This is a genomic window from Nonomuraea sp. NPDC050643, from assembly GCF_040654715.1.
Lineage (GTDB): Bacteria > Actinomycetota > Actinomycetes > Streptosporangiales > Streptosporangiaceae > Nonomuraea.
Genome location: NZ_JBFAIM010000040.1, coordinates 1 through 24,394 on the forward strand (window position 1 = coordinate 1; position 24,394 = coordinate 24,394).

The window sequence follows — 24,394 nt, forward strand, 5'->3', positions numbered from 1 at the left end:
CACCCACCATGATCAGGCGTCACCACCTACCCGAACACCGCCAAACAAACTCAGACAAGGGGCATGACCTGCGATTTCAGGATGGAATTAGCCCACTGGCTGATGAACGATTTGCCCAGCACTTGATCACGCTCAAGCAAGAAGAGCAGGAGGAGCGATGAGCACTCGGTACAGCAAGTGGTCGGATGTCAAGGCCAAGGCGGCAGCCCTCGACCCGCGAGACGAGACGGAACGCGCTGCTGGGGAAGCCGTTGCGCGTGAACGCCGCGAAGCGTACGTCCGCGGATTCCAGCTCGCCGAGATCCGTCAGGCCGCCGGCGTCACCCAGGCTGAACTCGCCCACACCTTGGGAGTCAGCCAAGCTCGCATCTCCAAGATCGAGCATGGCGAAGTGTCCGGCATCGACGTCGTACGAGAGTACATCGCCGCGCTCGGGGGTCACTTGGATCTCGTAGCTACGCTGGGTGACCGAACCTGGAAAGTTGCCTGAGTAGGGCGCGCCGACTCGCAGCCAAATAGTCTCACAGCCAAATGGTTCAGCGCCTTGACCGTGCCAGCCCCGACCTGAACCTTCGCAGTTGGAGCGGGTGACAGGAATCGAACCCGCGCTGTCAGCTTGGGAACTCTTTCAAGATTACTCAGGCTGAGCTGGGGAAACACTGACCTGGGCGTATGCCGGTCAAGTGACCGTGAGTCCCCCTTAGCCTCCGTAGATCGCTCTGCGAACGGGCACACAACGGGCACGGCCACCGGTCTGCCTCGCTCTGCACAAATGGCCCGGGAGGCGAGCCTGGCGAGGCGTAGACTGCGAGCATGAGCGCGATGCGTGAAGAGTTGCATGCTCTGGTCGATCGGCTCCCGGATGACCGTGTCCAGCCGGTTCTCGCACTTGTCCGCGAGAACCTTGAGACGGCTGGTCGGCGTGAGCGAGCGCTGGCCATTATGGAGCGGGTTCAGGAGCGGATGCGCGGTGTGACGGGTGTCGACGAGGAACTGGACCGTCTCCGGGAAGGCGCGCGTGGCTGACGCGTACGTCGTGGACACCGGTGTGTTCCTACGGTGGTTCGTCGATCAACCTGGCTATGAGCACGCCCGCCAGATCCGGGACGACTTCCTGCACGGCCGGGTAAAATTGGAGACAGCGGACTTCGCGCGGATTGAGGTTGCCGGAGTGCTGCGAAAGAAGGGTCTGCTCGCGGGTCGGCTGTCCGCAGATGAGTTCATTGCGGCCGTTCGGATCATTGACGAGCTCGGTGTCCGGGTCTATCCCGTGGACGCCGACCGGTTGGAGCGGGCCGCCGCCCTGGCGGTGCGGTTGACGTTGCGCATGTATGACGCTGTCTTCGCACAGCTTGCTCGCGATCGAGAGGTTCCGCTGCTGACCACCGACGCAAAACTCCACCGGGCGCTTGATGGCGTCGTCGAGACCGAACTCCTTAAAGACGCAAGCCCTCAGTGATCACCGCTGAGCGATGGGACTGAACACTGTTACACGAACGCTGGAGCGGGTGACGGGAATCGAACCCGCGCTGTCAGCTTGGGAAGCTGATGTTCTGCCATTGAACTACACCCGCGCACGACCCGAAGTCGCGTCCCCCACTGTAGCGGAAACTTGGCCCACTTCAGCAATCTCAGCGCCGCACACTTTCCCCCCGAGCCTCCCCCGGACGGTAGGTTGCTCACCGTGCTGCTATCCGACCGTGACATCCTTGCCGAGATCGACGCCGGCCGGCTCGGGCTTGAGCCCTTTCATCCGGAGATGATCCAGCCCTCCAGCATCGACGTACGGCTCGACCGGTTCTTTCGGGTGTTCGAGAACCATCGCTACCCGCACATCGACCCCAGTGAGGAGCAGCCGGATCTCACGCGGATGGTCGAGCCGGATGGGGACGATCCGTTCATTCTGCATCCCGGCGAGTTCGTGCTGGCCTCCACGTACGAGGTCGTCACGCTGCCCGACGATCTGGCCTCGCGGCTGGAGGGGAAGAGTTCGCTGGGGCGGCTCGGGTTGCTGACGCACTCGACGGCCGGGTTCATCGATCCGGGGTTCAGTGGGCATGTCACGCTGGAGTTGTCCAACGTGGCCACGTTGCCGATCAAGCTGTGGCCGGGGATGAAGATCGGGCAGTTGTGCGTGTTCAGGCTGAGTTCGCCGGCCGAGCACCCGTACGGCTCCGACAAGTACGGCTCGCGCTACCAGGGCCAGCGGGGCCCCACGCCGTCGCGGTCGTTCCGGAATTTCCACCGAACGAAGATGTGACTTAGATGAACATCAGGTGAACTTGGGGCGAACTGACGGGTGAACATGGCCTCGGCGCCCCGCGTCCGCCAGAGTCGGGGAGGGGGCTCGGAGATGGTGCGAGCTGCGTAAAAGCAGGGCGAGCCGGAAAAAAGCCGCTGAAACTACACGCAACTCCGGTGTCGCACAACATACGCCGGGTAGCCAGTAGGCGAAGGGAACATGAAGTTCGCATTTCGCCTGGTAGGCCATACCCTCTTCCACGGACCATCCCCGCACATCTGGAGAACGACGTGCGCCTGCGTCTCACGCCACGTGAGGACAGCTACTACGACCTGTTCGCCGACTCGGCGAACAACCTGGTCACGGCATCCCGTTTGCTGGTTGAGATCATTAGTGACGGATCGGACAGGGAGGCCCTGGCCGAGAAGATGCGCGCCTGCGAGCACGCCGGGGACGAACGCACCCATGCGATCATGAACCGGCTCAATGAGAGCTTCATCACTCCCTTCGACCGCGAGGACATCTACCGCCTCGCCTCCAACCTCGACGACGTGATGGACGCCATGGAGGCGGCCTCCGACCTCATCGTCCTGTACCAGATCGACCACCTCCCCAAGGATGTCGTCCGGCAGGTCGAGGTGCTGGAGCGGGCGGCCGAGCTGACCGCCGAGGCCATGCCGCGGCTGCGCTCCATGAAGAACCTCAACGAGTACTGGATCGAGGTCAACCGCCTCGAGAACCAGGGCGACCAGGTCTACAGGAGGCTGCTGGCCAAGCTGTTCAGCGGTGAGTACGACGCCCTCACCGTCATGAAGATGAAGGAGGTCGTCGACGCCCTCGAAGAGGCGGCCGACGCCTTCGAGCACGTGGCCAACACCGTCGAGTCGATCGCGGTCAAGGAAAGCTAGGCTCCGGTGGACCTCACGCTCGGCCTCGTCATCGGCGTGGTCGTCATCGCCCTGATCTTCGACTACACCAATGGCTTCCACGACGCGGCGAACGCCATCGCCACCTCCGTCTCGACCCGGGCCCTGACCCCCAGGGCCGCGTTGTTCATGGCCGCGGCCATGAACTTCATCGGCGCCCACCTGGGCACCCAGGTCGCCCAGACGGTCGGCAAGGGCATCATCGACGCCCCGAACGGATCACACGGCCTGGTGATCGTGGCCGCGGGCCTCATCGGCGCGATCACCTGGAACCTGATCACCTGGTATTTCGGCCTGCCTTCCTCCTCCAGTCATGCGCTCATCGGCGGCCTGGTGGGCTCCGCGCTGGCCTCGGCCAGCGTGGTGCACTGGGACGGCGTCGTGGAGAAGGTCGTCATCCCGATGATCCTGTCGCCGCTGATCGGGTTCAGCCTCGCCGCAGCGATCATGATCGCAATATATTGGATCTTCCGCAACAGCCAGCCGGGCAAGACCAACCGCGGCTTCCGCTACGCGCAGACCGTCTCGGCCGCCGCCATGGCGCTCGGGCACGGGCTGCAGGACGCGCAGAAGACGATGGGTGTGATCTTCCTGTCACTCACCGTCGGCGGCTTCGCGCAGCCGACGGATCCGATCCCGCAGTGGGTCATCCTCGCCGCGGCGGGGGCGATCTCGCTGGGGACGTACGCGGGCGGGTGGCGCATCATGCGTACGCTCGGACGGCGCATCATCGCGCTCGACCCGCCCCAGGGCTTCGCCGCGGAGTCGGCGGCCGCGACCGTGCTGTACGGGGCGGCCATCGGGTTCGGCGCCCCCATCTCCACCACGCACACGATCACCTCGGCGATCATGGGCGTGGGCGCCACCAAGCGGCTCAGCGCCGTGCGGTGGGGCGTGGCGGGGAACATCATCACCGCCTGGATCCTGACCATCCCGGCCGCCGCACTGGTGGCGGCCGTCTCCTATTTCATCCTGCACGCCATCGTCGAATAGCCGCCGGACGGCTCATTCGCCGGGGGCGTACATGACGTCCGCGTCCCAGCGGTTGAAGCCGAGGGACTCGTACAGTCTGATGGCCGCCGTGTTGGTCTCGTCCACGTACAGCATCGCCTGGGCGAGACCACGCGAGCGCAGGTGGGTCAGGCCGGCCAGGGTGAGCGACTTGCCCAGGCCGGTGCCCTGCTGGGTGGGGTCGACGCCGACGACGTAGACCTCTCCGAGGGGTTCGTGGCCGTGGTCGGAGGAGCCGTGGATCTTCGTCCAGTGGAAGCCGACGAGCCGGTCGCCCCGGAAGGCCAGGAAGAAGCCGTCGGGGTCGAACCAGGGCTCCTGCTCGCGCCGCAGCAGGTCGTCCATCGTCCACGCGCCCTGCTCGGGGTGGTGGGCGAAGGCCGCGGCGTTGACCTTGAGCCAGGCCTCCTCGTCCTGACCGGGTACGAACGTGCGCAGGCTCACCCCGTCGGGCAGCGCGTGGACCGACAGGGGAGCGAAGAGGGAGCGGCGCATCTGCCACAAGGAGCGGACCCGGGCGAAGCCGAACGCGGTCGCGAGGGCTTCGGCGCCCGGGTGGTCGCCGTGGGCCCACAGGCGTGGCCGGCCGCCCGTCAGGTCCATGATCGCGCTCAGCAGGCGGGTGCCGTGTCCGTGCAGGCGGTGGGCCGGGTGGATGACCAGCTCGACGCTCGGGCCCTCGACCTCGTCGGTGGGGTCGACGTGGGCGTAGCCGACCAGGGTGTCGCCCGCGTGGATCAGCAGGGAACGGGCCTGCGGATCACCGCCGTAGCGGAGGTGCAGCATCACGTGCTCGTTCAGCGGGCGGACGCCGTCGGCCTCCGTCGCCGCCTCCACCAGGCCGAGCACCTCGGCGATCTCTCCGTCATCGAGTCGTCCCCTGACATCCACTTTTGCGCTCACGGAACGAACTCTAGGCGTCCGACTGGCAAATAACGCCATGTGACAGCCCGGCAAATCGTTACCTTTGCGACATTGGCTGCATAGATTCCCGCCGTAACGTCTGTGGCCATGACGTCTCGTTCCTTCCTCCGGCTGGCGCTGGCCGGAGCGGTCGCCTCGGGGGCGGTCCTGCTCGCCACCCTCCCGGCGGACGCGAGCAAGGCAGCCCCCAGGATGCTCCCCGTCCGGCTGCTCGCGCTCAACGACTTCCACGGCAACCTCGAGCCACCGACCGGGTCCTCCGGCCGCATGGTCGACGAGCACGGCAACACGGTCGACGCCGGCGGCGCGGCCTACGTCGCCACGCACATGAAGGCCCTGGCCGACGAGAACACCATCGCCGTGGCCCAGGGCGACCTCATCGGGGCGACGCCGCTGATCTCGGCGGCCTACCACGACGAGCCGTCGATCGAGTTCCTGGACAAACTGGGGCTCAAGGTGGCCGCGGTGGGCAACCACGAGTTCGACGAGGGCTACACCGAGCTGCGCCGGATCATGAAGGGCGGCTGTCACCCGGTGGACGGCTGCTCGCCCGCCGGTGAGTGGAAGGGCGCCAAGTTCGACTACGTGGGCGCGAACGTCCTGTTCAAGGACCCCAACGCGGAGACCGACGCGCTCGCCGCGCTCGGCGGCGCCGACTCGGGCAGGGTCAAGCAGGAACTGGCCGACTGGGGTGTGCCCGCGCTGCCGCCGGTCAGCATCAAGTGGATGAACGGCGTGCCGGTCGGCTTCATCGGCCTCGTCACGCAGACCACGCCGAGCATCGTCACGAGCGAGGGCATCAAGGACCTCAAGTTCGTGGACGAGGTCAAGGCCGCGAACGTCGCCTCCAGGCTGCTCAAGCTGGTCGGGGTGAAGGCGCAGGTCGTCCTGGTGCACGAGGGCGACCAGGTGAACGCCGGCCAGTCGCCGGACGCCTGCAGCGCCGTCCCGGGGGCGGGCAACCGCATCGCCACGCAGGTGGACTCGGAGATCGACCTCATTCTCAGCGGTCACTCGCACCAGGCGTACCTGTGCAAGGTCAAGGACCCGGCGGGCAACGACCGCGTCTACTCCCAGGGCGGTTCGTTCGGCCGCGTCATCACGCAGGTCGACTTCAAGGTGAACGGCGCGACCCGGGACGTCGACCGTGCGTCCGTCGTGGCGGACAACCACGTCGTGACCCGCACCGTAGCCGCGGATCCTGAAATTTCGGCGTTCGTACAGACGTGGAAGGACCGCGTCGCCCCGGTCGCCAACAGGGCGGTCGGTACGATCACCGCCGACATCACCAACGCGGCCGTGCCCTCCGGCGAGTCCGCCCTCGGCAACCTCATCGCCGACGCCCAGCTCGCCGCGACGAAGACGGGCGGCGAAGCCCAGATCGCGCTGATGAACCCGGGCGGCGTACGGGCCTCGCTGTCGTACGCGACCTCGCCCGCGAACGAGGGCAACGGCGTCGTCACCTACGGTGAGGCGTTCACCGTGCAGCCCTTCAACAACCTGATGCAGGTCGTCACGCTGACCGGCGCCCAGCTCAAGACGGTGCTGGAGCAGCAGTTCACCGGCGGCCCGAACAACCAGGCGTTCACCAAGATCCTGCAGCCCTCGGCGAACTTCACCTACACCTACAGCCGCGGCGCCGCCTGGGGCTCGAAGGTGTCGAACATGAAGATCGACGGAGTGCCGGTGACGGACACGCAGCCGATCCGCGTGGCCGCCAACAACTTCCTGGTCGGCGGCGGCGACGCCTTCCTGGCCTTCAGGGACGGCACCGGCCTGTGGAGCGGGCCGCTGGACATCGACGCGTTCGTCGACCACCTCGGCAGGAACAACCCCATCGCCCCGCCCGCGACCAACCGCATCACCGCGACCGACTGACCCGCGAAGGGCCCGCTTCCCCGAAGCGGGCCCTTTCTCCTGCCGTACGCCCTCCTACCGCTTCCAGATCATCCACTTACGGTCGATCTCCGCCTGCAGGTCCACCCCGTGGTGGCGGGCCATGAGCACCACCTGGCACAGCACGTCGGCCAGCTCCGCCCGGAAGTTGAGGTCGAGTTCCTCCTCCGTCCGGCCCTTGGTCCTGGCCCGGCCGGTGCGCATGAGGAACGCCTGGGTCAGCTCTCCGATCTCCTCCTGGAGTTTGAGCAGGAACCAGGTGTCATCACGTTCGATCCCCATTTTCTGCGCGTAGCGGATGGAGATGGATTCGACCTCGTCAGAGAGCTGGCTCAGATCCATGCCGCCGAGTCTAGGCAGGCCGGCTCAGGCTTCTCCGTACAACGGCAGAACGAGCACGAACCTCGCTCCCGGCTCGTGGTCGGCGATGGTGAGGGTGCCGCCGTGGGCGACGGCGATCTCTCTGGAGAGGGCCAGCCCGAGGCCGCTGCCGCCCTTGTCCTTGGCCCTGGCGTCCTCCAGGCGGGTGAAGCGTTCGAAGACCCGCTCCCTGTCCTCCGGCAGGATCCCGCCGCCGTCGTCGGTCACCGTCACCACCACCCGGTCCCCTTCGACGACCACCTCCAGCTCGATCACGGTGGCGGCGTGCCGGGTGGCGTTGTCGAGAAGGTTCGTCAGGAGGCGGTCGAGCTGCATGGACGAGCCGAAGACGGGGGCCGCCTCGCACCGGACGACGCGGATGGGCACTCTGGCGCCCTCGCGGCGGCGTAGCTGGTCCTCGGCCAGGCGGCACAGGTCCACCACGCGCCGCTCCGTGAGCGCGCCCGCGTCGAGCTTGGCCAGCATCAGCAGCTCGTCGATGATGCCGGTGAGGCGGTCGGTGGCGGCCAGCGACCGCCGGCCCGTGGCCGGCCAGTCCGTCTCGTCGGGGTAGGCGTTGGCCACCTCGAGCTGGGCGCGCAGGGCGGAGATGGGGCTGCGCAGCTCGTGCGAGGCGTCGGCGACGAAGCGGCGCTGGGTCTCGGCGGAGCGTTCGAGGCGGTCGAGGGTGTGGTTGGTGGTGATGGCCAGGCCGGTGATCTCGTCGCCCGTGTCGGGTACGGGTACGCGCCGGCTGAGGTCCTGGCCGGTGATCTCGGCCAGCTCGGCCCGGATGCGCTCGACCGGGCGCAGGGCGGACCCGACCGCCGCCCACGTGATGGCCCCGACGATCAGCAGGGTGAGCGGCGGGCCGAGGAAGGCCAGGATGTAGATCCATTTGAGCGCCCGCTCCACGTCGGCCAGCGACGAGGCCCCGTAGACGATGACGGGACCATCCGGCGTGTGCACCATCATGGCCATGACCAGGTAGTTGGTCTCGGACTCGTCCGGGCGGCGCGACAGGTTGAGCACGGTGGTGTAGATGGTCCCGTACTTGGCCGGCCGGAACATGGTGACGCGCTCGTCCTCGGGGAAGGAGTGGCTGCTCGCCAGCACCTTGCCGTCCGTCGAGACCACCCGCAGGAGCTGGACGCGCGCCGGGGTCTCCAGCACGCGGGGCAGCCGCTCCATACGGGCCTCGCCGGCCACCCGCCGGACGGCCAGCTCGACCCTGGCGTAGACGACGCCGTGCAGGTTCTCGGGGACGGTGGCGAGCGTGAGCGCGGACGTGCCGGTGAAGACCACCGCGGCCACCAGGACCGCGATCGTGGTCAAGCGTGCCCTGATCGAGTGCGGAATGCACCGCCGTATCGCCATCCCACCTCCACACGTCACTGTCTGTGACATTTACCCGCCGAGGGCGGTCGCAATAGGACGGCGTCGATCTGGGATTACGCGATTTTCGCGAGCACGTGGTGAACACGTACCGTATTCGGCTTGCCAGGGTTCGCTGCTGGCGATTCCGCTGAGGGCGTGCCCGTCTTCCGCGCGGGCGTTCCGGCCGCCAGGGTGGGTGTCATGAAGGTTCTGGTGCTGGGTGGCACGGAGTTCGTGGGTCGGGCGGTCGTCGAGGAGGCCCTGGCGCTGGGGTGGGCGGTGACGACGTTCAACCGGGGCAACCACGGGCCGGCCGCGGGGGTGACGGCGTTGCGCGGCGACCGGTCGGCTCCCGGCGGGCTGGCCGCGCTGGAGAGCGGCGAGTGGGACGTCGTGGTCGACACCTGGTCATGGGCGCCCTCGGCGGTCAGGGACACCGCCTCGCTGCTGGCCGGGCGGGCCGGTCACTACGTCTACGTGTCCAGCCGGTCGGTCTACGCCGATCCGGTGCCGTTCGGGGCCGACGAGAGCGCGCCGGTGGTGGCGGCCTCGGCCGACGACGGTGACGGCGACTACGCCCGTAACAAGGCGGGGGCGGAGCTGGGGGCCGTGGCCGCGTTCGGGGAGCGGGCGCTGCTGGCCAGGGCCGGGCTGATCCTCGGGCCCTACGAGAACATCGGGCGGCTGCCGTGGTGGCTCACCCGCGTCGCGCGTGGCGGGCCGGTGGTCGCGCCGGCGCCCGGGGACACCGGGCTGCAGTACATCGACGCCCGCGACCTGGCCGTGTGGTGCCTGGAGGCGGGGGCGCGCGGGGTCGGCGGGGCGTTCAACGTGGTGAGCCCGCCGGGGTTCACCACGATGCGGGAGCTGCTCGAGACGTGCGTGAAGGTGACCGGCTCCGATGCCGACCTGCGGTGGACAGGCGCGGACCGGCTGCTGGCGGCCGGGGTGCGGCCGTGGCTCGACCTGCCGATCTGGCTGACGGGCGAGGATCACGACTTCATGCACGGGGCCGAGGTGTCGAAGGCGGTGGCGGCGGGGCTGCGGTTCCGGCCCATGGCGGAGACGGTGGCGGACACGTGGAGGTGGCTGCGGAGCATCGGGGGGACGGCGCCCATGCGGCCCGACCGGCCGGCCGTGGGGCTCGACCCGGCCCTGGAGGCCTCACTGCTCTGAGCCAGGACCTCACCGCTCCGGCTCGGAGACCTCGCCGCGCTCACCGCGTTCCCCGCCTTCCCCGCGTTCGCGGTGGGTGCGGATGAGGTCGTAGACGGCCGCCGACAGGGCGATGAGGACGGACGCCAGCACCACGACCAGTCCGTGCCGGAAGGCCGTCGACCAGCCCTCGCCCAGCGCGCCGAAGAACGTCGAGCCCGCCGCCGCGATCCCGATGGCCGACCCCAGCCGCTGCCCCGTCTGCAGCACCCCGGCCGCGCTCCCCCCGCCCTCAGGCGGCACCTCCGACAGCGTGATCGCCTGGTTCGGCGAGATGACCAGGCCGCTGCCCATGCCCGCCACCAGCAGCGGCAGCGCGGTCGCCAGGCCCACCGCCTGGCCGGGCACGAGCACGGTCGCGCCCATGGTCGCGAGCAGCCCGGCGATGACCATCGTCAGCCCGACCGTCACGACCCGCCGCCCGGCCCGCGAGACGAGCCGGCCACCGACCACGGAGGCCGAGGCCGAGCCGAGCGCGAACGGCGTGATCGCCAGCCCCGCCAGCAGCGCGCTGTAGTGGTGGCCGCTCTGCAGGTACAGGGTGAAGATGAAGAAGATGCCGGTGAAGCCGGCGAAGTAGAACAGCGCGATGGCCGTACCGAGGCTGTAGGAGCGTTTGCGGAACAGCGACAGGTTCACCAGCGGCTCTCGCGGATAGATCCGCTCCCAGACCACGAATCCGGCCAGCACCGCGAGCGAGGCGGGGACCAGCAGCCACTTGGCCTCGCTCTCCCACTGGTGCCGCTGGATGAACGGCAGCAGCAGCCCCGCCACCCCGACGCCCAGCAGCAGCACGCCCACCGGGTCCATGCTCTCGTGCCGGGCCTTCGTGATGTGCGGTCGCGGCAGCAGCCGCCAGGCCAGCGGGAGCAGCACCATCCCGATGGGGACGTTCACCAGGAACACCCATCGCCAGCCGAGCTCGGGGCCGAAGACCGTGACCAGCGTCCCGCCGATGAGCGGCCCGGCGGCCGTGGACACGCCGATGGTGGCGCCGAGCGCGCCGAAGGCCCGGCCGCGTTCGTAGCCCTGGAACATCTGCTGGATCAGGCCCGAGACCTGCGGGTTCAGCGTTCCGGCCGCCATGCCCTGGATCAGGCGGGCCACGATCAGCACGTGCATGTTCCAGGCGAAGCCGCAGGCGGCGCTGGCGAGGGTGAACAGGACCACGCCCCCCATGAAGAGCGCGCGGCGGCTCCTGGCGTCACCCAGCCGCCCGGCCGGGACCAGGAGGAGGCCGAACGTGAGCGCGTAACCGGACAGGGTCCACTGGAGACCGTCCTCGGAGGCGCTCAGCCCCTCGCGGATCGAGGGCAGCGCCACGTTGACGATGCTCACGTCCAGCCCAGTCATGAACGCCGCCACCAGGCACACGCCCAGTGCGCGTCTTCGCGTGTCGAGTCCGGATGCCCCCATCACGGCAGCCCCATGTGCATCGGCCTGATGATTCCCTCCAGATCACTAAATATCGCCCGCCGAGTTTTTCTTTGCCTGCGGGATGGCCCGGTGGGTACCGTCCGATCATGGACACGATGGCCGTCGAGCAGAACGGCATCAACGCGGTCCCCGAGGCCGAGCGCCATGGTCGGCCCCGCGACCTGTTCTGGCCCTGGGCCGGCTCCAATCTCTCCCTGTTCGGGGTGGCGTTCGGCGTCTACATCGTCGGGCTCGGCCTCGGCCTGGGCGTGGTGCCCGCGATCATCACCGGCGCCGTCGGATACGCCCTCTCCTTCCTCCTCGTCGGCCTCGTCGCCGTCGGCGGCGCCCGGTCCGGGGTGCCGACGATGACGCTGGGGCGGGCGCCGTTCGGGTATCAGGGCAACAAGCTGCCGGCCCTGTTCTCGTACGTCTCGAATGTCGGCTGGGAGATCGTGCTCGTCACGCTCTCCGCCCAGAGCGGCGCGGCGATCCTCGCGCGACTGGCCCCCGGCATACCCGCCGCCACGGCCACCGCCGTGTGCTTCGCCGTCGCGGCCGTGGTGGTGATCGCGGTCGGCGTGTACGGCCACGCGATGATCATGGCGGTGCAGCGCTACCTGACGTACGCGTTCGTCGTCCTGACGGTCGTCTACATGGCCCTCATGGCGCCCCGGCTGGGCGGCGGCTCGCTGGAGACCACGGCGGGCCCCGGCGGCTGGCTGGGCGGGGTCATCTTCGCCATGACCCTGCTCGGGCTCGGCTGGGTCAACTGCGGCGCCGACTACTCCCGCTACCTGCCGTCGGACTCCCGGCCCCGGTCCGTGGCGCTGTGGACGATGCTCGGAGGCGCGCTGCCGCCGATGGTGCTGCTGGTGTTCGGCGTGCTGCTGGCGGGCGGCGACCCGAAGCTGGCCGAGGCGGCGGGCGCGGACCCGGTGGCGGCGCTGGCGGGGGCGTTGCCGACGTGGTTCCTGCTGCCGTACCTGCTGACCGCCATCGGCGGTTTCCTGGCCGGCGCGATCATGGACATCTACTCGTCGGGGCTGTCGATGCTGGCGCTGGGCGTGCCGATCAGGCGGCACTACGCGGTGCTGATCGACGGGCTGCTCATGGTGCTCGGCGGCTACTACCTGCTGTTCGTCTCGACGAGCTTCCTCTACACCTTCCAGGCGTTCCTGGCGATCGCCGGCGTCGTGATGGCCGCCTGGGCGGCGATCTTCCTGGTGGACATGTGGCGGCTGCGCGCGGCTGGCCGGGCCTACGACGAGCGCCTGCTGCGTCCCGGCGCGCCCGCCCTGAACTGGGCCGGCCTGGTCTCGCTGGTCGTGGCGTCGGTGGCCGGGCTCGGGCTCATCACCTCGCAGGACGAGAACATCGCCAAGGTCGTCGGGTTCCTGATGAGCGCCGAGATGAAGGCGGGCACGTTCGGCGGGGCCAATGTCGGCGTGGTCATCGCGCTCGTGCTGGCCGGGCTCCTGTATTTCGCGCTCACGGCCGTCATGCGGAGACGTCGCGCCTGAGAGTGACGCAGCAGTTACGCTTGGTAGTTGATGATGGACATTCCGTTGCGGCTGCTGCGGTGGGCGGTGCACGTCACCGCCTTCGGGGTGCTGACGATCGCCGTGGTCACCGCGCTGCGCGAGGACCGCGTGGCCGAGGCCGCCGGCGGCCTGCTGCTCGCCCTCCTCTACGCCGCCGGTCCGGCGATCGAGCCCAGGCCCCTGCCCGCCCGGGTGTGGCTCGGGCTGGTGACCGCCGGGTGGCTCACGCTGGCCGTGACGGCGCCGCCGTTCGTGTGGCTGGCGTTCCCGCTGCTGTTCGCCTACCTGCACGTGCTGCCGCTGTGGGGGGCGATGTTCGGGGTGTCGGCGCTGACGTCGACCGCGATCATCGCGGGGGCCTGGCACGCGGGCGGGCTGACCCTGCCGCTGCTGCTCGGGCCCGGCCTAGCGGCGGTCGTGACGACGCTGCTCGCGCTCGCCTGCAAGGCGCTGCGCGCCGAGATGGAGCAGCGGTAGGCCGTCAGGCGGTCACCACGGCGAAGTCGGGCACCGGCCGGTCCAGCACCGCGACCAGCCGCTTCAGCGCCGTCGTGTCGCCCTCGCGGTGCACGGCCTCGACGCCCTTGCCCGCCAGCAGGCCGGCGAGCTGGGCCTTGGTCAGCCGCAGGGTCAGGTCGGCCGTCTCGTCCGGCGGGTTCGCCTGCTGGATGAGCGCGCCGTTGGACAGCGTCGTACGGTGGCGCTCTCCCAGGTCGGTGAGGTACCAGTCGATGGCCAGGCGCTCGTGCCAGGCCCGCGGGCCGTCCACCCGGATGGCGAGCGAGTCGAAGATCTGCTCCACGGTCAGCGCGGCGAAAAAGTCGGGCGAGGTGGTCTCCGAGGTGGCGGGCACGATTCCGTCGGCCAGCTCCAGGGCGCCCATGAGATAGCAGTTGCGCCAGGTGGCGTTCTCGGCGCCCTGGCCGAGCCGCGTGTAGACCTCGGCCAGCAGGTCGCGGGCCTCCTTGTTGCCCTCGTCGGCGAAGACGGCGTGGTTGAGCAGCTCGGCGGCGAAGCGCAGGTCGTTCTCGTCGATGTAGCGCCTGGCGAACGCGACCACGCCCGCGCCGCCGCCGAGGCATTCGACGTAGCGGAGGGCGCTCTCGCGGGGCGGGTGCTCCCACAGGTGAGCCGGGTTGCCGTCGAACCAGCCCAGGTAACGCTGGTAGACGGCCTTGACGTTGTGGCTGGCCGAGCCGGCGTAGCCGTGCGTGTGCCAGGCCTGCTCCAGCTCGGGCGGCAGGTGCAGGACCTCGGCGATCTCGGGGCCGGTCAGGCCCTTGTTGAGCAGGCGCAGCGTCTGGTCGTGCAGGTAGGCGTACAGGTCGCGCTGCTGCGCGAGGAAGCGTTGGACGCGGTCGCCGCCCCAGGTGGGCCAGTGGTGGCTGGCGAAGGCCACGTCGGCGTGGGGGGCGAACAGGGCGATGGTCTCGGTCAGGTGCCGCGCCCAGGCACGGGCGTCGCGGACGGCGCCGCCGCGCAGGGGCATGACGTCGTACTGGGAGTGGGTGGCGTTCTCGGCCAGGCAGAGGGCGCGGCGGCCGGGGAAGAGCACGTTCATCCCGGCGGCCGGGGTGAGCTGGAAGAGCATCCGGACGCCGTCGATCGTCTCCTCCTGTCCGGTACGGGCGATCTCGGCGGTGGGCGGAATGAGCGACATGGTGCCCGTCGAGGCGGTCATGCCGAGCCCGGCGCCGATCTGGCCCTCCGGCGAGCGGGACAGGGCGGGGCCGTACACGTAGACGGCACGGCGGATCATGGCGGGGCCGGTGTAGACGTACTCGGCGACCGCGTGCTCCATGAACCCGTCGGGGGCCAGGATCGGCACGTCGCCGCCGGTCACGCCGCGTACGCCGCCGAAGTGGTCGGGGCGGGTGTGCGTGTAGAGGACGCCGGTGACCGGGCGGTCGCCGCGGTGGGAGCGGTAGAGCCGCAGCGCGGCGGCGGCGCACTCGGTGGAGACGAGCGGGTCGAGCACGACGACGCCGTGTTCGCCCTCGACCAGCGTCATGTTCGACAGGTCCAGGCCGCGTACCTGGTAGACGCCGTCGGCGACCTCGTACAGGCCCTGTCTGGCGCAGAGGCCGGCCTGGCGCCAGAGGCTGGGATGGGCCGTATCGGGACAGTCCTCCTGGAGGAAGTCGTAGGAGTCGCCGTCCCAGACGACCCTGCCGTCCGCCGCCGTGATCACGGCTGGGCTGAGCTTCGCGATGAATCCGCGGTCGGCGTCCTCGAAGTCGGCCCTGTCGTGAAATGGAAGGTCTGCCATGCCTAGGCGCATGCCCCGGATTCAGCCTCGGTAGCTCAATGAACACCCCTAATAGGATGAATCTCGGGCAATATGGACAGCAGCCAGAGGCAGGTCTCCGTGGCCCGCCAGAGCACCGGCAGCCGCATGCGCTCGTTCGGGGCGTGGACCCGGTCGTCGGGGAGCATGAAGCCCATCAGCACGACGGGCGCGCCCAGGATCTCCTGTAAGTACGCGACCGCCGGAAGACTGGCTGAGCCATGTGATTGTCTTGATCCTCATGGAAGCGTGCGTGTTCGACCTCGATGGCGTGCTGGTGGACTCCGAGCCCGTGTGGGAGGAGGTGCGGCGCGCGTTCGTGGCCGAGCACGGTGGCGCCTGGCAGCCCGACACGCAGTCCAGGCTCATGGGGATGAGCACCGGCGAGTGGGCGGCCTACCTGCGCGAACTCGGGGTCCGGATGGAGCCTGACGAGATCGCGCGCGGGGTCGTGGAGGAGATGGCCGCGCGTTACCGGGACGGGGTGCCGCTGATGCCCGGGGCAGTGGAGGCGGTGCGGCGGCTGTCCGCGAGCCTCACGCTGGGGCTGGCCAGCTCGTCCCCGCGCCGGCTGATCGACGTCGTGCTGGACGCGGCCGGGCTGGCCGAGTATTTCGCGGCCACGGTCTCCACCGAGGAGGTGCCGCGCGGCAAGCCGGCGCCCGACGGCTATGTGGAGGCGGCCCGCCGGATCGAGGTGGAGCCGGGGGCGTGCGTGGCGGTCGAGGACTCCAGCAACGGACTGCGCTCGGCGTACGCGGCCGGCATGCGCGTGATCGCCATCCCGCACCCCCGCTACCCGCCGGCGCCCGACGCGCTGGCCCTGGCCTGGCGCGTGCTGCCCGATCTCGGCGCGCTCACTCCGGGGGCGCTCTCGTAAAACGCGGCCCGGGGTGGCTACGATTACGGAATCGTGCGAGACATCACGGTTTTCAGCGGCAGCGCCCATCCCGACCTGGCCGCGGAGATCTGCGCCCACCTGGGCACGCCACTCCATCCCGTCAAGGTCCAACGCTTCGCCAACGACGTGCTCGAAGTGCAGTTGCAGGCCAACTGCCGCGAGCGCGACGTGTTCCTCATCCAACCGCTCGTGCCGCCCGTACAGGAGCACCTGGTCGAGCTGCTGCTCATGCTGGACGCCGCCCGCGGCGCGTCCGCGGCCAGGACGACGGTGGTGATGCCTCACTACGCGTTCGCGCGCTCCGACAAGAAGGACGCGCCGCGCATCTCCATCGGCGCGCGGCTCGTGGCCGACCTGATGGTGACGGCGGGCGCCAGCCGGGTGCTGGCGATGACGCTGCACTCTCCGCAGGTGCACGGCTTCTTCAGTGTCCCCGTCGACCATCTCCACGCGCTGCGCGAGCTGGCCATCCACTTCCGCGGCTACGACCTGTCCAACACGGTCGTCGTCTCCCCCGACCTCGGCAACGCCAAGGAGGCCGCCCACTTCGCCCGCATGCTCGGCACCGGGGTCGCCATGGGCGCCAAACAGCGCTTCAACGACGACCGCGTGGTGATCAGCTCCGTGATCGGCGAGGTGACCGGCAAGGACGTGATCATCCTCGACGACGAGATCGCCAAGGGCAGCACGGTCATCGAGCTGCTCGACCGGCTGCGCGAGCAGCGGGTCAGGTCCGTACGGGTGGCGTGCACGCACGGCCTGTTCGCGGGCGGCGCGATCGAGCGGCTGAGCGCGCTGCCGGAGGTCGAGGAGATCGTCTGCACCAACACCGTGCCGCCGCCCAAGCCCAGCGACAAGCTCACCGTGCTGTCGATCGCGCCCGCCCTGGCCGAGGCCATGCGCCGCATCCACGACGGCGAGTCGGTGAGCGCCCTGTTCAGTACATCCTGAGGAGTTGCCCCGTGACCCGGCGCCCCTGATGCGAGGCCAGGAAGGTGATCACCTCGGCGACGTCCTCAGGCTGGGCGACCTCGCGCAGCACCCCGCTGGCGGCGACCATCTTCTCCACTTCCTCGTTGACCCAGCCGGTGTCGGTCACGGGCGGGTGAACCATGTTGGCCGTGATGCCGTACTGGCCGAGCTCGTGCGCGGCCGACATGGTGTAGTTCTCCTGCGCCGCCTTCGCCGCGCCGTAGGAGACCTCGGTCGGGAAGCCGCCGGGGCCGCCGGAGGTCAGGCCGATGATGCGGCCCCAGTCCGCGCCGCGCTCGCGGTGCCGCCGGGCGAACTCGGCGATGAGCAGCGCGGGCGCGCGCACGTCGACGGCGAACTGCCGGTCGTGGGTCTCGGCGTCCACCATGCGCAGGGGGCGGCCGAAGCCGTCGCGCTCGGTGGGCGTGAAGGTGTCGCTGAGCCAGCCGCTGGCGTTGTTGACCAGGATCTCGACCGGCCCGAGGGACTTCTCGGCCTGGTCGAAGAGGGCTTTCGGGGTCTCGGGATCGGCCAGGTCGGCCTCGGCCGCCTCCGCCGTGCCGCCGGCCTCGCGGATGCGCCGCACCACCTCGCCGGCGCCGCCCGACCGCGCGCGGTCGTAGTCGGGCGGATAGGCCGGTTCGTTCGTGGGGGCGAGCCGCTTGTAGGTCAGGAAGACCGCCACGCCTTCGGCGGCCAGCGCCGTCGCCGTCGCCGCGCCGATGCCGTGATTGGCGCCGGTGATCAAGGCGACCTTTCCAGTCAGCCGTGAATCGATCATAGTTGCCATCATGCACGCAGCGACCGAACGCCTGCTAAGGCTTTTTCTGGAGGGTGTCGAACCGGCCGTTCCCCTCGTCGCGCTCTGGGCGCACGGCTCGCTCGGGACCGGTGACTACCAGCCGGGACGCAGCGACCTCGACCTGATCGCGCTGGTGGACTCCCCGGTGACGATGGAGCAGTGGCGCCGGATCAAGGCCGTGCACCGAGCGCTCGAGCCGCCGCTGGCGAGCCTGGTGCACTGCTCCTACGTGGCCAGGCAGGAAATGGACGACCTCGCGGCCGAGCACGTGACGTGGGCCCACGAACGCATCTTCCGGCGTCCGGTCACCGCGGTGACCCGGCGCGAGCTGCACGAGGCCCCCCTGGTGCTGTACGGGCCACCGCCCGCGGAGTTGCTGCCGCCGGTGTCCGACGAGGAGCTGGCCGCGTTCGTACGGGCGGATCTGCGCGACTACTGGCTGGCCAAGACGAAGGGGCGGCGGCGCTGGCTGCAGGACATCTGGGTGGACCTGGGCCCGCTGACGGTCGCCAGGGCCGCGGTCACCCTGCGCGAAGGCCGCATGATCACCAAACGCGAGGCCCTCGACCTGCTGCCCGGGATGGGCGCGCCGGAGAAGGTGGTGGCCGACATCCGCGCCCGCCGGTACGGCACGCCGCCCCCGGTGCTGAGCCGGTTCAGGAGGGCCCGGCTCACCCGCGCGTTCGTCAGGTCCGCGATCAGGAAGACCCTGGCCTGATTGTCGGTTGTCTCCTGCATAGTGGTGTGCGCGAGGTACCCACGTGAACCTGGGGAGAGGGCGGCAAATGGGGGAAAGCAGGCAGTCCTATCTGACGGCCGCGGCGTCGGCGGTGTCGCTCCTGCGTGAGCCGGCCGTGGCGGCGGCATGGGACAAGCCGAGCGCGCTCATGGAGTTCAGCGTCGCGGGGCTGGCCGGGCACGTGGCTCACCAGCTCGTCAGGGTCGGCGACGTGCTGGCGCCCAACGGGGAGGCGCAGGAGCCGATCTCCCTCATCGAGCACTTCTCGCGCTCGCCGTGGGTGCAGGCGGGGCTCGACCACGAGAGCAACCTGAGCGTCAGGCGCGGCGGTGAGGCGGCCGCGGCGGCCGGGCCCGGGGTGCTGACGGAGCGGGCGCAGGCGATGCTGGAGCTGCAGAGCGCCGCGCTGCGCGCGGAGCCGGCCGACCGGGTCGTGCACCTGCCGTGGGCCGGGTGGTCGCTGCGGCTCGACGACTTCCTGCTCACCCGGCTGGTGGAGCTGGTCGTGCACTCCGACGACCTGGCGGCCAGCGTGGGGCTGGAGACCCCTGAGCTGCCCACGTCCGTGATCGACCCGGTGGTGGAGCTGCTGGCCCGGCTGGCCGTGCACCGCCACGGGGCCACGGCGGTGATCCGCACGCTGAGCCGCACCGAGCGGGCGCCGGCGACGATCAGCGCCTTCTGAGCAGCCCTTCTCTCACCGCCCTCACCGTGATCGGCGGAGCGTCGCGGGCGGTGAGGGGGCCTAACCGGCGATCATGCGCAGGGCCGTGACGACCTCGCGGCCCGAGAGCGCGCTGTCCGGGTCGAGCAGCCACTGTGACAGGAAGCCCGTCAGCATGGCCTGGTAGACGGTCCCGGTGAGGCGCTCCCGCTCGGGATCGCCGCCCAGCACGGCCCCCTCGAACAACTCCGCCAGCCCCAGCCGCGCCTCCTTGATGCCGCGCACGAGCTGCTCGCGCACCTCCGGCACGTGATCGATCTGCCCGAGCAGCTCGAACTGCGTCACCCACAGCGGCCGCAGCCGGGTGAACGACTCCACCACCCGATCCCACGCCGCCTCGAACCGCTCCAGCGGCGTGGCGTCCGGCCGGATGTCGGCCGCCAGGGTCGCCCCCAGCTCGTCGCCCCACTCCTGCATCGCCGCGAAGAGCGCCTCGTTCATCAGCGCCTCCTTCGACTTGAAGTGGTAGCCGATGCCCGCCAGGCTCACGCCGGACGCGGTGGCTATGTCACGCGCCGTCGTGCGCGTGTAGCCCTTCTCGATCAGGCACCGTTTCGCCCCCGCCAGCAGATCTTCCCTGTTTCCCATATCCAGAGATTAGCACAATCGTCCTAGACAAGCGTCTCAGACAGATGTACCGTCAGGGACATGACGAACATTCTCATCTCAGGCGCGAGCATCGCCGGCACCACGACCGCCTACTGGCTGCGGCGGCACGGCTTCACGGTGACCGTGGTCGAACGGGCCCCCGCGATCCGCGAGGGCGGCTACAAGGTGGACGTGCGCGGCGCGGCCCTCCAGGTCATCGAGCGCATGGGGCTGCTGGAGGCGGTCCGCGCCCGGAGCACGGACATGCGCGTCGCCACCCACTACGACGCCCAGGGCCGCCCGGTCGCCACCCTGGACGCGGCGCTGTTCGGCGGGCGCACGGGCGACGACCTCGAGATCATGCGCGGCGACCTCAACGAGCTCCTGTACGACCTGACCCGCGACGACGTCGAATACCTCTTCGACGACTCCGTCACCGCCATCGCCGAGGACGGCACGGTGACGTTCGAGCGCTCGCCGCAGCGCAGGTTCGACTTCATCGTGGGAGCCGACGGGGCCCACTCCACGACCAGGCGGATCGCCTTCGGCGAGGAGTCCCGTTTCGTCCGCGACCTCGGCTACTACATCTCGATCTGCACCGTGCCCAACACTCTTGGCCTCGACCGCGAGGAGGCCGTGCACGCGTCCGTCGGCCGGACCGCGAACGTCTACAGCACCCGGCAGGACACCGGCGCCAAGGCCCTGTTCATGTGGTCGTCGCCGCCGCTGGCCTACGACCACCGCGACGTCGCCGGTCAGAAGGCGCTGCTGACGCAGGCCATGGCCGGGGCCGGATGGGAGGTGCCCGAGCTGCTGGAGTCCGTGCGCGGCGCCAAGGACTTCTACTTCGACTCGGTCAGCCAGATCCACATGGACCACTGGTCGAAGGGGCGGGTCCTGCTCGTGGGCGACGCGGGCTACTGCGCCTCCCCGGCCTCGGGGCAGGGCACGAGCCTGGCGATCGTGGGGGCGTACGTGCTGGCGGGCGAGCTGGCCACGGGCGGCGGCGCGGAGGGCTACGAACGCGAGCTGCGGCCGTTCGTCGAGGCCAACCAGGCGCTCGGGCCGGCCAACGTCAAGGGCATGGTCATCGACTCCAAGGCCGCGCTGTGGATCCAGCTCAAGCTCATGAGGCTGCTGCCGCGCTTACCCGGCCGGGATCGGATGATCGAGCGGGTGACCGGGCCCATCCACCGCGCGGCGAACGCCATCTCGCTCAAGAACTATATGGAATAAAGCGTTCCGTTCTGATATCGTAAGAGCAGAACGTTCCGTTCCGTACAGTAAAGGGGTTCGTCATGACCTTCCTCGTCACCGGTGCCACCGGGACCGTCGGCCGTCTCGTCGTCGAGGAGCTCCTCGAGGCCGGGCAGCGGGTCCGGGCCCTGTCCAGGAACCCCGCCAAGGCCGCGCTTCCCGAGGGCGTCGAGGTGGTCGCCGGAGACCTCGCCGACCCCGGCTCCGTGGCCGCCGCCTTCGAGGGCGTCGTCGGAGCGCACCTCATCAACTTCGCGGGCGACGACTACGCGCCCCTGCCGGACGGCGCCCGGCTCGTCGAGCTGGCCGCCGAGGCCGGCGTGCGGCGGGTCACGGTGCTCGGCGGGCGCGCGGACGGCCCGCTCGAGCAGGCCCTGGCCGCCACCGACCTGGAGTGGACGCTGCTCCACCCCGTCGAGTTCATGTCCAACACGCTGCGCTGGTGGGCGCACACCATCAGGACGGAAGGCGTCATCAAGGAGCCGTTCGGCGACCGGCTGAGCGCGCTGGTGCACGAGCGCGACATCGCCGCCGTGGCCGCGACCGTGCTGGTCGAGGGCGGCCATGGCGGGCGGGAGTACACGCTGACCGGGCCTGAGGCGATCACGCTGCGCGAGAAGGTGGCGATCCTGGGCACGGCGATCGGCACGGAGGTGCCGTTCGTGGAGCTGACCGTGGCGCAGGCGCGGGCCAAGTGGGCCGCCGACGGGATGGGCGAGCAGACCATCGAGTTCCTCGTCAGCGCGCTCGGCGACACCCCGGAGATCGGCTACACGGTGGTCCCGACCGTCCGCGAGGTGACCGGCCGGGACGCGCGCTCCTTCGCTCAGTGGGCGTCGGAGAACGCCGACGCCTTCCGCGAGTGATCGGTGACCTCGGGATAGTCCTTGACCGGGGTGCGCTTACCGAGCAGGTGCCGGTCGAGGAAGCTCGCGAGGTGGGCGCGGGTGATCTCCAGCGCCCGCGCGCCGTCGAGCTCCTGGGCGGGGATGCCGAGCGGCTTCCTGAGCACGGCGTAGTCCACGAACGCCGCGTGGTCGGTCCCCGCCACCGTGATCCAGCGCTTCGGGCCGCTCAGGTTGGCCCAGGACCGCGGCCAGGATTCGTCGGTGCCACCGGGCGTGTGCGACGCCGGCGCGCCGATCAGCAGGAAGGGCCGCTTGAGCGGCGCCACGATCGGATCGAACGTGCCGTCCAGGTTGACGCCGGCCTTCACCCGCCGGTCGCCGAGCAGCGCCTGGGCGGAGCTGTTGCCGCCCATGGAGTGGCCGGCCATGGCGATCCTGGACCGGTCGATCACCTTGCCCCACCGGCTCCCGGCCAGCTCGTCGAGCACGAACCCCACGTCCTTCACCCGGCTCGCGGCGACCTTGGCGCCGTCCTGGCCCTTCACGCAGGCCAGGCAGGAGGTGGTCCGGCCGTCGGGGAACGTGGTGGCGGCCGACTCGTACGTGTGCTCCACGGCCGCGACCAGGTATCCCCTGCTGGCGAGGTCCTCCCCCAGCGAGGTCAGGGTGGCGCGCGGGAAGGTGAACCCGGGTGACATGACGACGAGCGGCAGCCGCCCTCCGCGCACCGGGGCGTCCACCCCGGCGTACGTCCTGACCTTGGTGAGCGCGTCCGGGGGGACGTTCTTGTAGGGCTGCAGGACCGCGGCCGACTCCTGCGGCGTCATGTACGGCCTGCGCTTGTCCACGGCCTTCCGCGCCGGGTACCAGAGCGTGACCAGCAGCTCCCGCTCGTCCGCCTCGGGGTTCCACGGGTCGGGGCGGCTCTTGTCGACCAGGTGGAGGGTGGTCGTGCCGACGGGCTTCGACCCGGTCGGCTCCGGCAGGGCGAGCGTGTCCGCCTGCGCTTGCGGTGCGGCGCCCAGGACGAGCAACGACGTGGCCGTGACGGCCAGGATTCTCTTCATGGGCACCACCCTGGGCGTCGTGGGCCTCCGGGCGTCCGCCCCGATCGTCGATCGGCTCTTACTACTTTCGTCGTAAAGCCCTTCCCGGGCCGCCGCATACGCTGTGGCCATGCGGTTCGTTCTCCTCGGCGCGGGTGTGTCCGGGCTCTCGCTGGTCACCCTGACCGGGCAGGCCGGGGTGCCGTCGGGCCTGCCGTTCCCGGCGCTGGTCCCGATCGCCGCGATCGCGGGCGTGGCCGCCTGGTACGCGCACCGGTCCTGGTGGCCACTGGCCGCAGTCGCGGCCGTCGCCTACGCCGGGCTGGTGCTGTGGCCGCCGGTGATCGTCGCCTCCTACTACGCGGGCCTCCGTCTCGACCGGAGCCGCGGCATCGCCGCCTACCTCGCCGGCAGCCTCGTGGTGTGCGTGACCTCGGCGCTGGTGGGCGCGTGGCGCGGCGGCCTGCCGGAGCTGATGACCGCGACCCTGGGCAACGCGCTGTTCATGGCGGCGGGCGCGATCGGGCTGCCGCTGGTCCTGGGGCTGTGGACGCGGGCCAGGCGGGAAACCGCCGCGGAGCGGGCCGCGCGGCTCGAACGCGAGCAGGTCATGCGGGCCGAGCAGGCCCGGGCCCAGGAGCGGGCCAGGATCGCCAGGGAGATGCACGACGTCGTGGCCCACCGGGTCTCGCTGATCGTGCTGCACGCCGGGGCTCTCGAGGTGCGGACGGCCGACGACGAGACGGCGCGGGCCGCGGCCATGATCGGCGGGATCGGCCGGGAAGCCCTGTCCAACCTGCGCGACGTCCTCGGCGTGCTGCGCTCGCCTCCACGCGACGCCGTGCCCGACGGCGGGCCCACAGGCGGGGCCGCGACCGGGGCGCCGCCGGCGTCTCCACGCGACGAGGCCGCCTATCGGCCGCCGCCCACGCTCGGCGACCTCGACCGGCTGCTCGACCAGTCACGTGCCCTGGGCATCGCGGTGACCAGGCACGACGAGGGCGATCCGCGGGCGGTGGGCGCGGCGGTGGAGCGGACGGCGTACCGGGTGGTTCAGGAGGCGCTCACCAACGTGCACAAGCACGCGGGGGACGCGAGCACGGACGTGCGCATCCGCTACGGGGCCGGCGAGCTGGAGGTGGAGGTGCGCAACGCGGCGTCCGGCGCGCCGGGCGAGGAGTTGCCCGGGGCGGGCTGGGGCCTGGTGGGGCTGCGGGAGCGCGTCGAACTGCTCGGCGGCACCCTGCGCACCTGCGCCCAGGACGGCGGCGGCTTCCTCGTGAGCGCCCGGATCCCGGCATGAGCGGCGGGTTGCCGGT

25 protein-coding genes and 1 tRNA gene are annotated in these 24,394 nt (G+C 70.2%); 17 read left to right on the forward strand and 9 right to left on the reverse strand.

Annotation, left to right across the window (positions count from 1 at the left end):
• Positions 1–157 precede the first annotated feature (157 nt).
• The 3 genes from AB0I15_RS39655 (at position 158) to AB0I15_RS39665 (ending at position 1,459) form a co-directional block, all read left to right on the forward strand.
• Positions 158–490 carry a helix-turn-helix transcriptional regulator gene (locus tag AB0I15_RS39655; protein WP_358107738.1) on the forward strand — a complete coding sequence of 111 codons (333 nt, stop codon included), beginning with the start codon at positions 158–160 and terminating at the stop codon, positions 488–490.
• 323 nt (positions 491–813) lie between these two features.
• Positions 814–1,026, forward strand: a complete 213-nt coding sequence (locus AB0I15_RS39660) for a hypothetical protein (protein WP_219529428.1) — start codon at positions 814–816, stop codon at positions 1,024–1,026.
• Entirely contained in the window at positions 1,019–1,459 is a 441-nt protein-coding gene (locus tag AB0I15_RS39665; RefSeq protein WP_358107741.1) for a type II toxin-antitoxin system VapC family toxin, read from the forward strand. Before AB0I15_RS39660 ends, AB0I15_RS39665 begins: the two co-directional genes overlap by 8 nt.
• 41 nt (positions 1,460–1,500) lie before the next feature.
• Here AB0I15_RS39665 and AB0I15_RS39670 read toward each other — a convergent pair.
• Positions 1,501–1,574 (reverse strand) — tRNA-Gly (locus AB0I15_RS39670).
• Positions 1,575–1,684: 110 nt separating this feature from the next.
• Here AB0I15_RS39670 and dcd point away from each other — a divergent pair.
• The 3 genes from dcd to AB0I15_RS39685 all read left to right on the forward strand — a co-directional run bounded on the left by dcd (position 1,685) and on the right by AB0I15_RS39685 (position 4,161).
• Positions 1,685–2,260, forward strand: coding sequence for a dCTP deaminase (gene dcd / locus AB0I15_RS39675; RefSeq protein WP_358107745.1), 576 nt, complete (start codon positions 1,685–1,687; stop codon positions 2,258–2,260).
• Positions 2,261–2,532: 272 nt separating this feature from the next.
• On the forward strand, positions 2,533–3,150 hold the full coding sequence (locus AB0I15_RS39680) for a DUF47 family protein (protein ID WP_106243913.1): 618 nt from the start codon (positions 2,533–2,535) through the stop codon (positions 3,148–3,150).
• A 6-nt stretch (positions 3,151–3,156) separates the two neighbouring features.
• Positions 3,157–4,161, forward strand: coding sequence for an inorganic phosphate transporter (locus tag AB0I15_RS39685; protein ID WP_358107748.1), 1,005 nt, complete (start codon positions 3,157–3,159; stop codon positions 4,159–4,161).
• Between the two features lie 12 nt (positions 4,162–4,173).
• Here AB0I15_RS39685 and mshD read toward each other — a convergent pair whose 3' ends face one another.
• Positions 4,174–5,082, reverse strand: a complete 909-nt coding sequence (gene mshD, locus AB0I15_RS39690) for a mycothiol synthase (protein ID WP_358107750.1) — start codon at positions 5,080–5,082, stop codon at positions 4,174–4,176.
• Positions 5,083–5,190: 108 nt separating this feature from the next.
• Between mshD and AB0I15_RS39695 the strand changes: the two genes are divergently transcribed.
• Positions 5,191–6,981 (forward strand): bifunctional metallophosphatase/5'-nucleotidase, encoded by a 1,791-nt coding sequence (locus AB0I15_RS39695; RefSeq protein WP_358107753.1) that lies wholly within the window; start codon positions 5,191–5,193, stop codon positions 6,979–6,981.
• A gap of 54 nt (positions 6,982–7,035) precedes the next feature.
• On the opposite strand, the gene AB0I15_RS39700 is transcribed toward AB0I15_RS39695, so the two are convergent.
• Together AB0I15_RS39700 and AB0I15_RS39705 are read right to left on the reverse strand one after the other, a co-directional pair.
• The gene (locus AB0I15_RS39700; protein ID WP_358107756.1) at positions 7,036–7,341 is read right to left on the reverse strand and encodes a pyrophosphatase; all 306 of its coding nucleotides are present in this window, start codon (positions 7,339–7,341) and stop codon (positions 7,036–7,038) included.
• 24 nt (positions 7,342–7,365) lie between these two features.
• Positions 7,366–8,694 carry an ATP-binding protein gene (locus AB0I15_RS39705; RefSeq protein WP_358107759.1) on the reverse strand — a complete coding sequence of 443 codons (1,329 nt, stop codon included), beginning with the start codon at positions 8,692–8,694 and terminating at the stop codon, positions 7,366–7,368.
• A gap of 243 nt (positions 8,695–8,937) precedes the next feature.
• Here AB0I15_RS39705 and AB0I15_RS39710 point away from each other — a divergent pair, with 243 nt between their 5' ends.
• Positions 8,938–9,912 (forward strand): NAD-dependent epimerase/dehydratase family protein, encoded by a 975-nt coding sequence (locus tag AB0I15_RS39710; RefSeq protein WP_358107762.1) that lies wholly within the window; start codon positions 8,938–8,940, stop codon positions 9,910–9,912.
• A 9-nt stretch (positions 9,913–9,921) separates the two neighbouring features.
• On the opposite strand, the gene AB0I15_RS39715 is transcribed toward AB0I15_RS39710, so the two are convergent.
• Entirely contained in the window at positions 9,922–11,367 is a 1,446-nt protein-coding gene (locus AB0I15_RS39715; RefSeq protein ID WP_358107765.1) for an MFS transporter, read from the reverse strand.
• 107 nt (positions 11,368–11,474) lie between these two features.
• On the opposite strand from AB0I15_RS39715, the gene AB0I15_RS39720 reads away from it, so the two are divergent.
• Together AB0I15_RS39720 and AB0I15_RS39725 are read left to right on the forward strand one after the other, a co-directional pair.
• Positions 11,475–12,890 (forward strand): cytosine permease, encoded by a 1,416-nt coding sequence (locus tag AB0I15_RS39720; protein WP_358107768.1) that lies wholly within the window; start codon positions 11,475–11,477, stop codon positions 12,888–12,890.
• A 27-nt stretch (positions 12,891–12,917) separates the two neighbouring features.
• The gene (locus tag AB0I15_RS39725) at positions 12,918–13,388 is read left to right on the forward strand and encodes a hypothetical protein (protein ID WP_358107771.1); all 471 of its coding nucleotides are present in this window, start codon (positions 12,918–12,920) and stop codon (positions 13,386–13,388) included.
• A gap of 4 nt (positions 13,389–13,392) precedes the next feature.
• On the opposite strand, the gene AB0I15_RS39730 is transcribed toward AB0I15_RS39725, so the two are convergent.
• Positions 13,393–15,180 (reverse strand): alkyl sulfatase dimerization domain-containing protein, encoded by a 1,788-nt coding sequence (locus AB0I15_RS39730; RefSeq protein ID WP_358107774.1) that lies wholly within the window; start codon positions 15,178–15,180, stop codon positions 13,393–13,395.
• A 271-nt stretch (positions 15,181–15,451) separates the two neighbouring features.
• Between AB0I15_RS39730 and AB0I15_RS39735 the strand changes: the two genes are divergently transcribed.
• Both AB0I15_RS39735 and AB0I15_RS39740 read left to right on the forward strand, forming a co-directional pair.
• On the forward strand, positions 15,452–16,078 hold the full coding sequence (locus AB0I15_RS39735) for an HAD family phosphatase (protein WP_358107777.1): 627 nt from the start codon (positions 15,452–15,454) through the stop codon (positions 16,076–16,078).
• Between the two features lie 33 nt (positions 16,079–16,111).
• The gene (locus tag AB0I15_RS39740; protein WP_358107780.1) at positions 16,112–17,050 is read left to right on the forward strand and encodes a ribose-phosphate pyrophosphokinase; all 939 of its coding nucleotides are present in this window, start codon (positions 16,112–16,114) and stop codon (positions 17,048–17,050) included.
• On the opposite strand, the gene AB0I15_RS39745 is transcribed toward AB0I15_RS39740, so the two are convergent.
• The gene (locus AB0I15_RS39745; RefSeq protein ID WP_358107783.1) at positions 17,037–17,852 is read right to left on the reverse strand and encodes an SDR family oxidoreductase; all 816 of its coding nucleotides are present in this window, start codon (positions 17,850–17,852) and stop codon (positions 17,037–17,039) included. The two genes, AB0I15_RS39740 and AB0I15_RS39745, sit on opposite strands and share 14 nt — an antisense overlap.
• Positions 17,853–17,862: 10 nt before the next feature.
• Between AB0I15_RS39745 and AB0I15_RS39750 the strand changes: the two genes are divergently transcribed.
• A complete protein-coding gene (locus tag AB0I15_RS39750; RefSeq protein WP_358107786.1) occupies positions 17,863–18,591 on the forward strand; it encodes a nucleotidyltransferase domain-containing protein in 729 nt (242 codons plus the stop codon).
• Between the two features lie 67 nt (positions 18,592–18,658).
• Complete coding sequence (locus AB0I15_RS39755) at positions 18,659–19,297, forward strand: maleylpyruvate isomerase N-terminal domain-containing protein (protein ID WP_358107789.1); 639 nt, start codon at positions 18,659–18,661, stop codon at positions 19,295–19,297.
• 60 nt (positions 19,298–19,357) lie between these two features.
• Here AB0I15_RS39755 and AB0I15_RS39760 read toward each other — a convergent pair whose 3' ends face one another.
• Positions 19,358–19,924: a TetR/AcrR family transcriptional regulator gene (locus AB0I15_RS39760; RefSeq protein WP_358107792.1), complete on the reverse strand. Its 567-nt coding sequence runs from the start codon at positions 19,922–19,924 to the stop codon at positions 19,358–19,360.
• Positions 19,925–19,984: 60 nt separating this feature from the next.
• On the opposite strand from AB0I15_RS39760, the gene AB0I15_RS39765 reads away from it, so the two are divergent.
• Together AB0I15_RS39765 and AB0I15_RS39770 are read left to right on the forward strand one after the other, a co-directional pair.
• Positions 19,985–21,160, forward strand: a complete 1,176-nt coding sequence (locus AB0I15_RS39765) for an FAD-dependent monooxygenase (protein WP_358107795.1) — start codon at positions 19,985–19,987, stop codon at positions 21,158–21,160.
• A 62-nt stretch (positions 21,161–21,222) separates the two neighbouring features.
• Positions 21,223–22,047, forward strand: a complete 825-nt coding sequence (locus tag AB0I15_RS39770; RefSeq protein ID WP_358107798.1) for an NAD(P)H-binding protein — start codon at positions 21,223–21,225, stop codon at positions 22,045–22,047.
• Here the strand turns inward: AB0I15_RS39770 and AB0I15_RS39775 are convergent.
• Positions 22,008–23,096: an alpha/beta hydrolase gene (locus AB0I15_RS39775; RefSeq protein ID WP_358107801.1), complete on the reverse strand. Its 1,089-nt coding sequence runs from the start codon at positions 23,094–23,096 to the stop codon at positions 22,008–22,010. The genes AB0I15_RS39770 and AB0I15_RS39775 overlap by 40 nt on opposite strands.
• 109 nt (positions 23,097–23,205) lie before the next feature.
• Here AB0I15_RS39775 and AB0I15_RS39780 point away from each other — a divergent pair, with 109 nt between their 5' ends.
• On the forward strand, positions 23,206–24,378 hold the full coding sequence (locus tag AB0I15_RS39780; protein WP_358107804.1) for a histidine kinase: 1,173 nt from the start codon (positions 23,206–23,208) through the stop codon (positions 24,376–24,378).
• Positions 24,379–24,394: the final 16 nt, after the last annotated feature.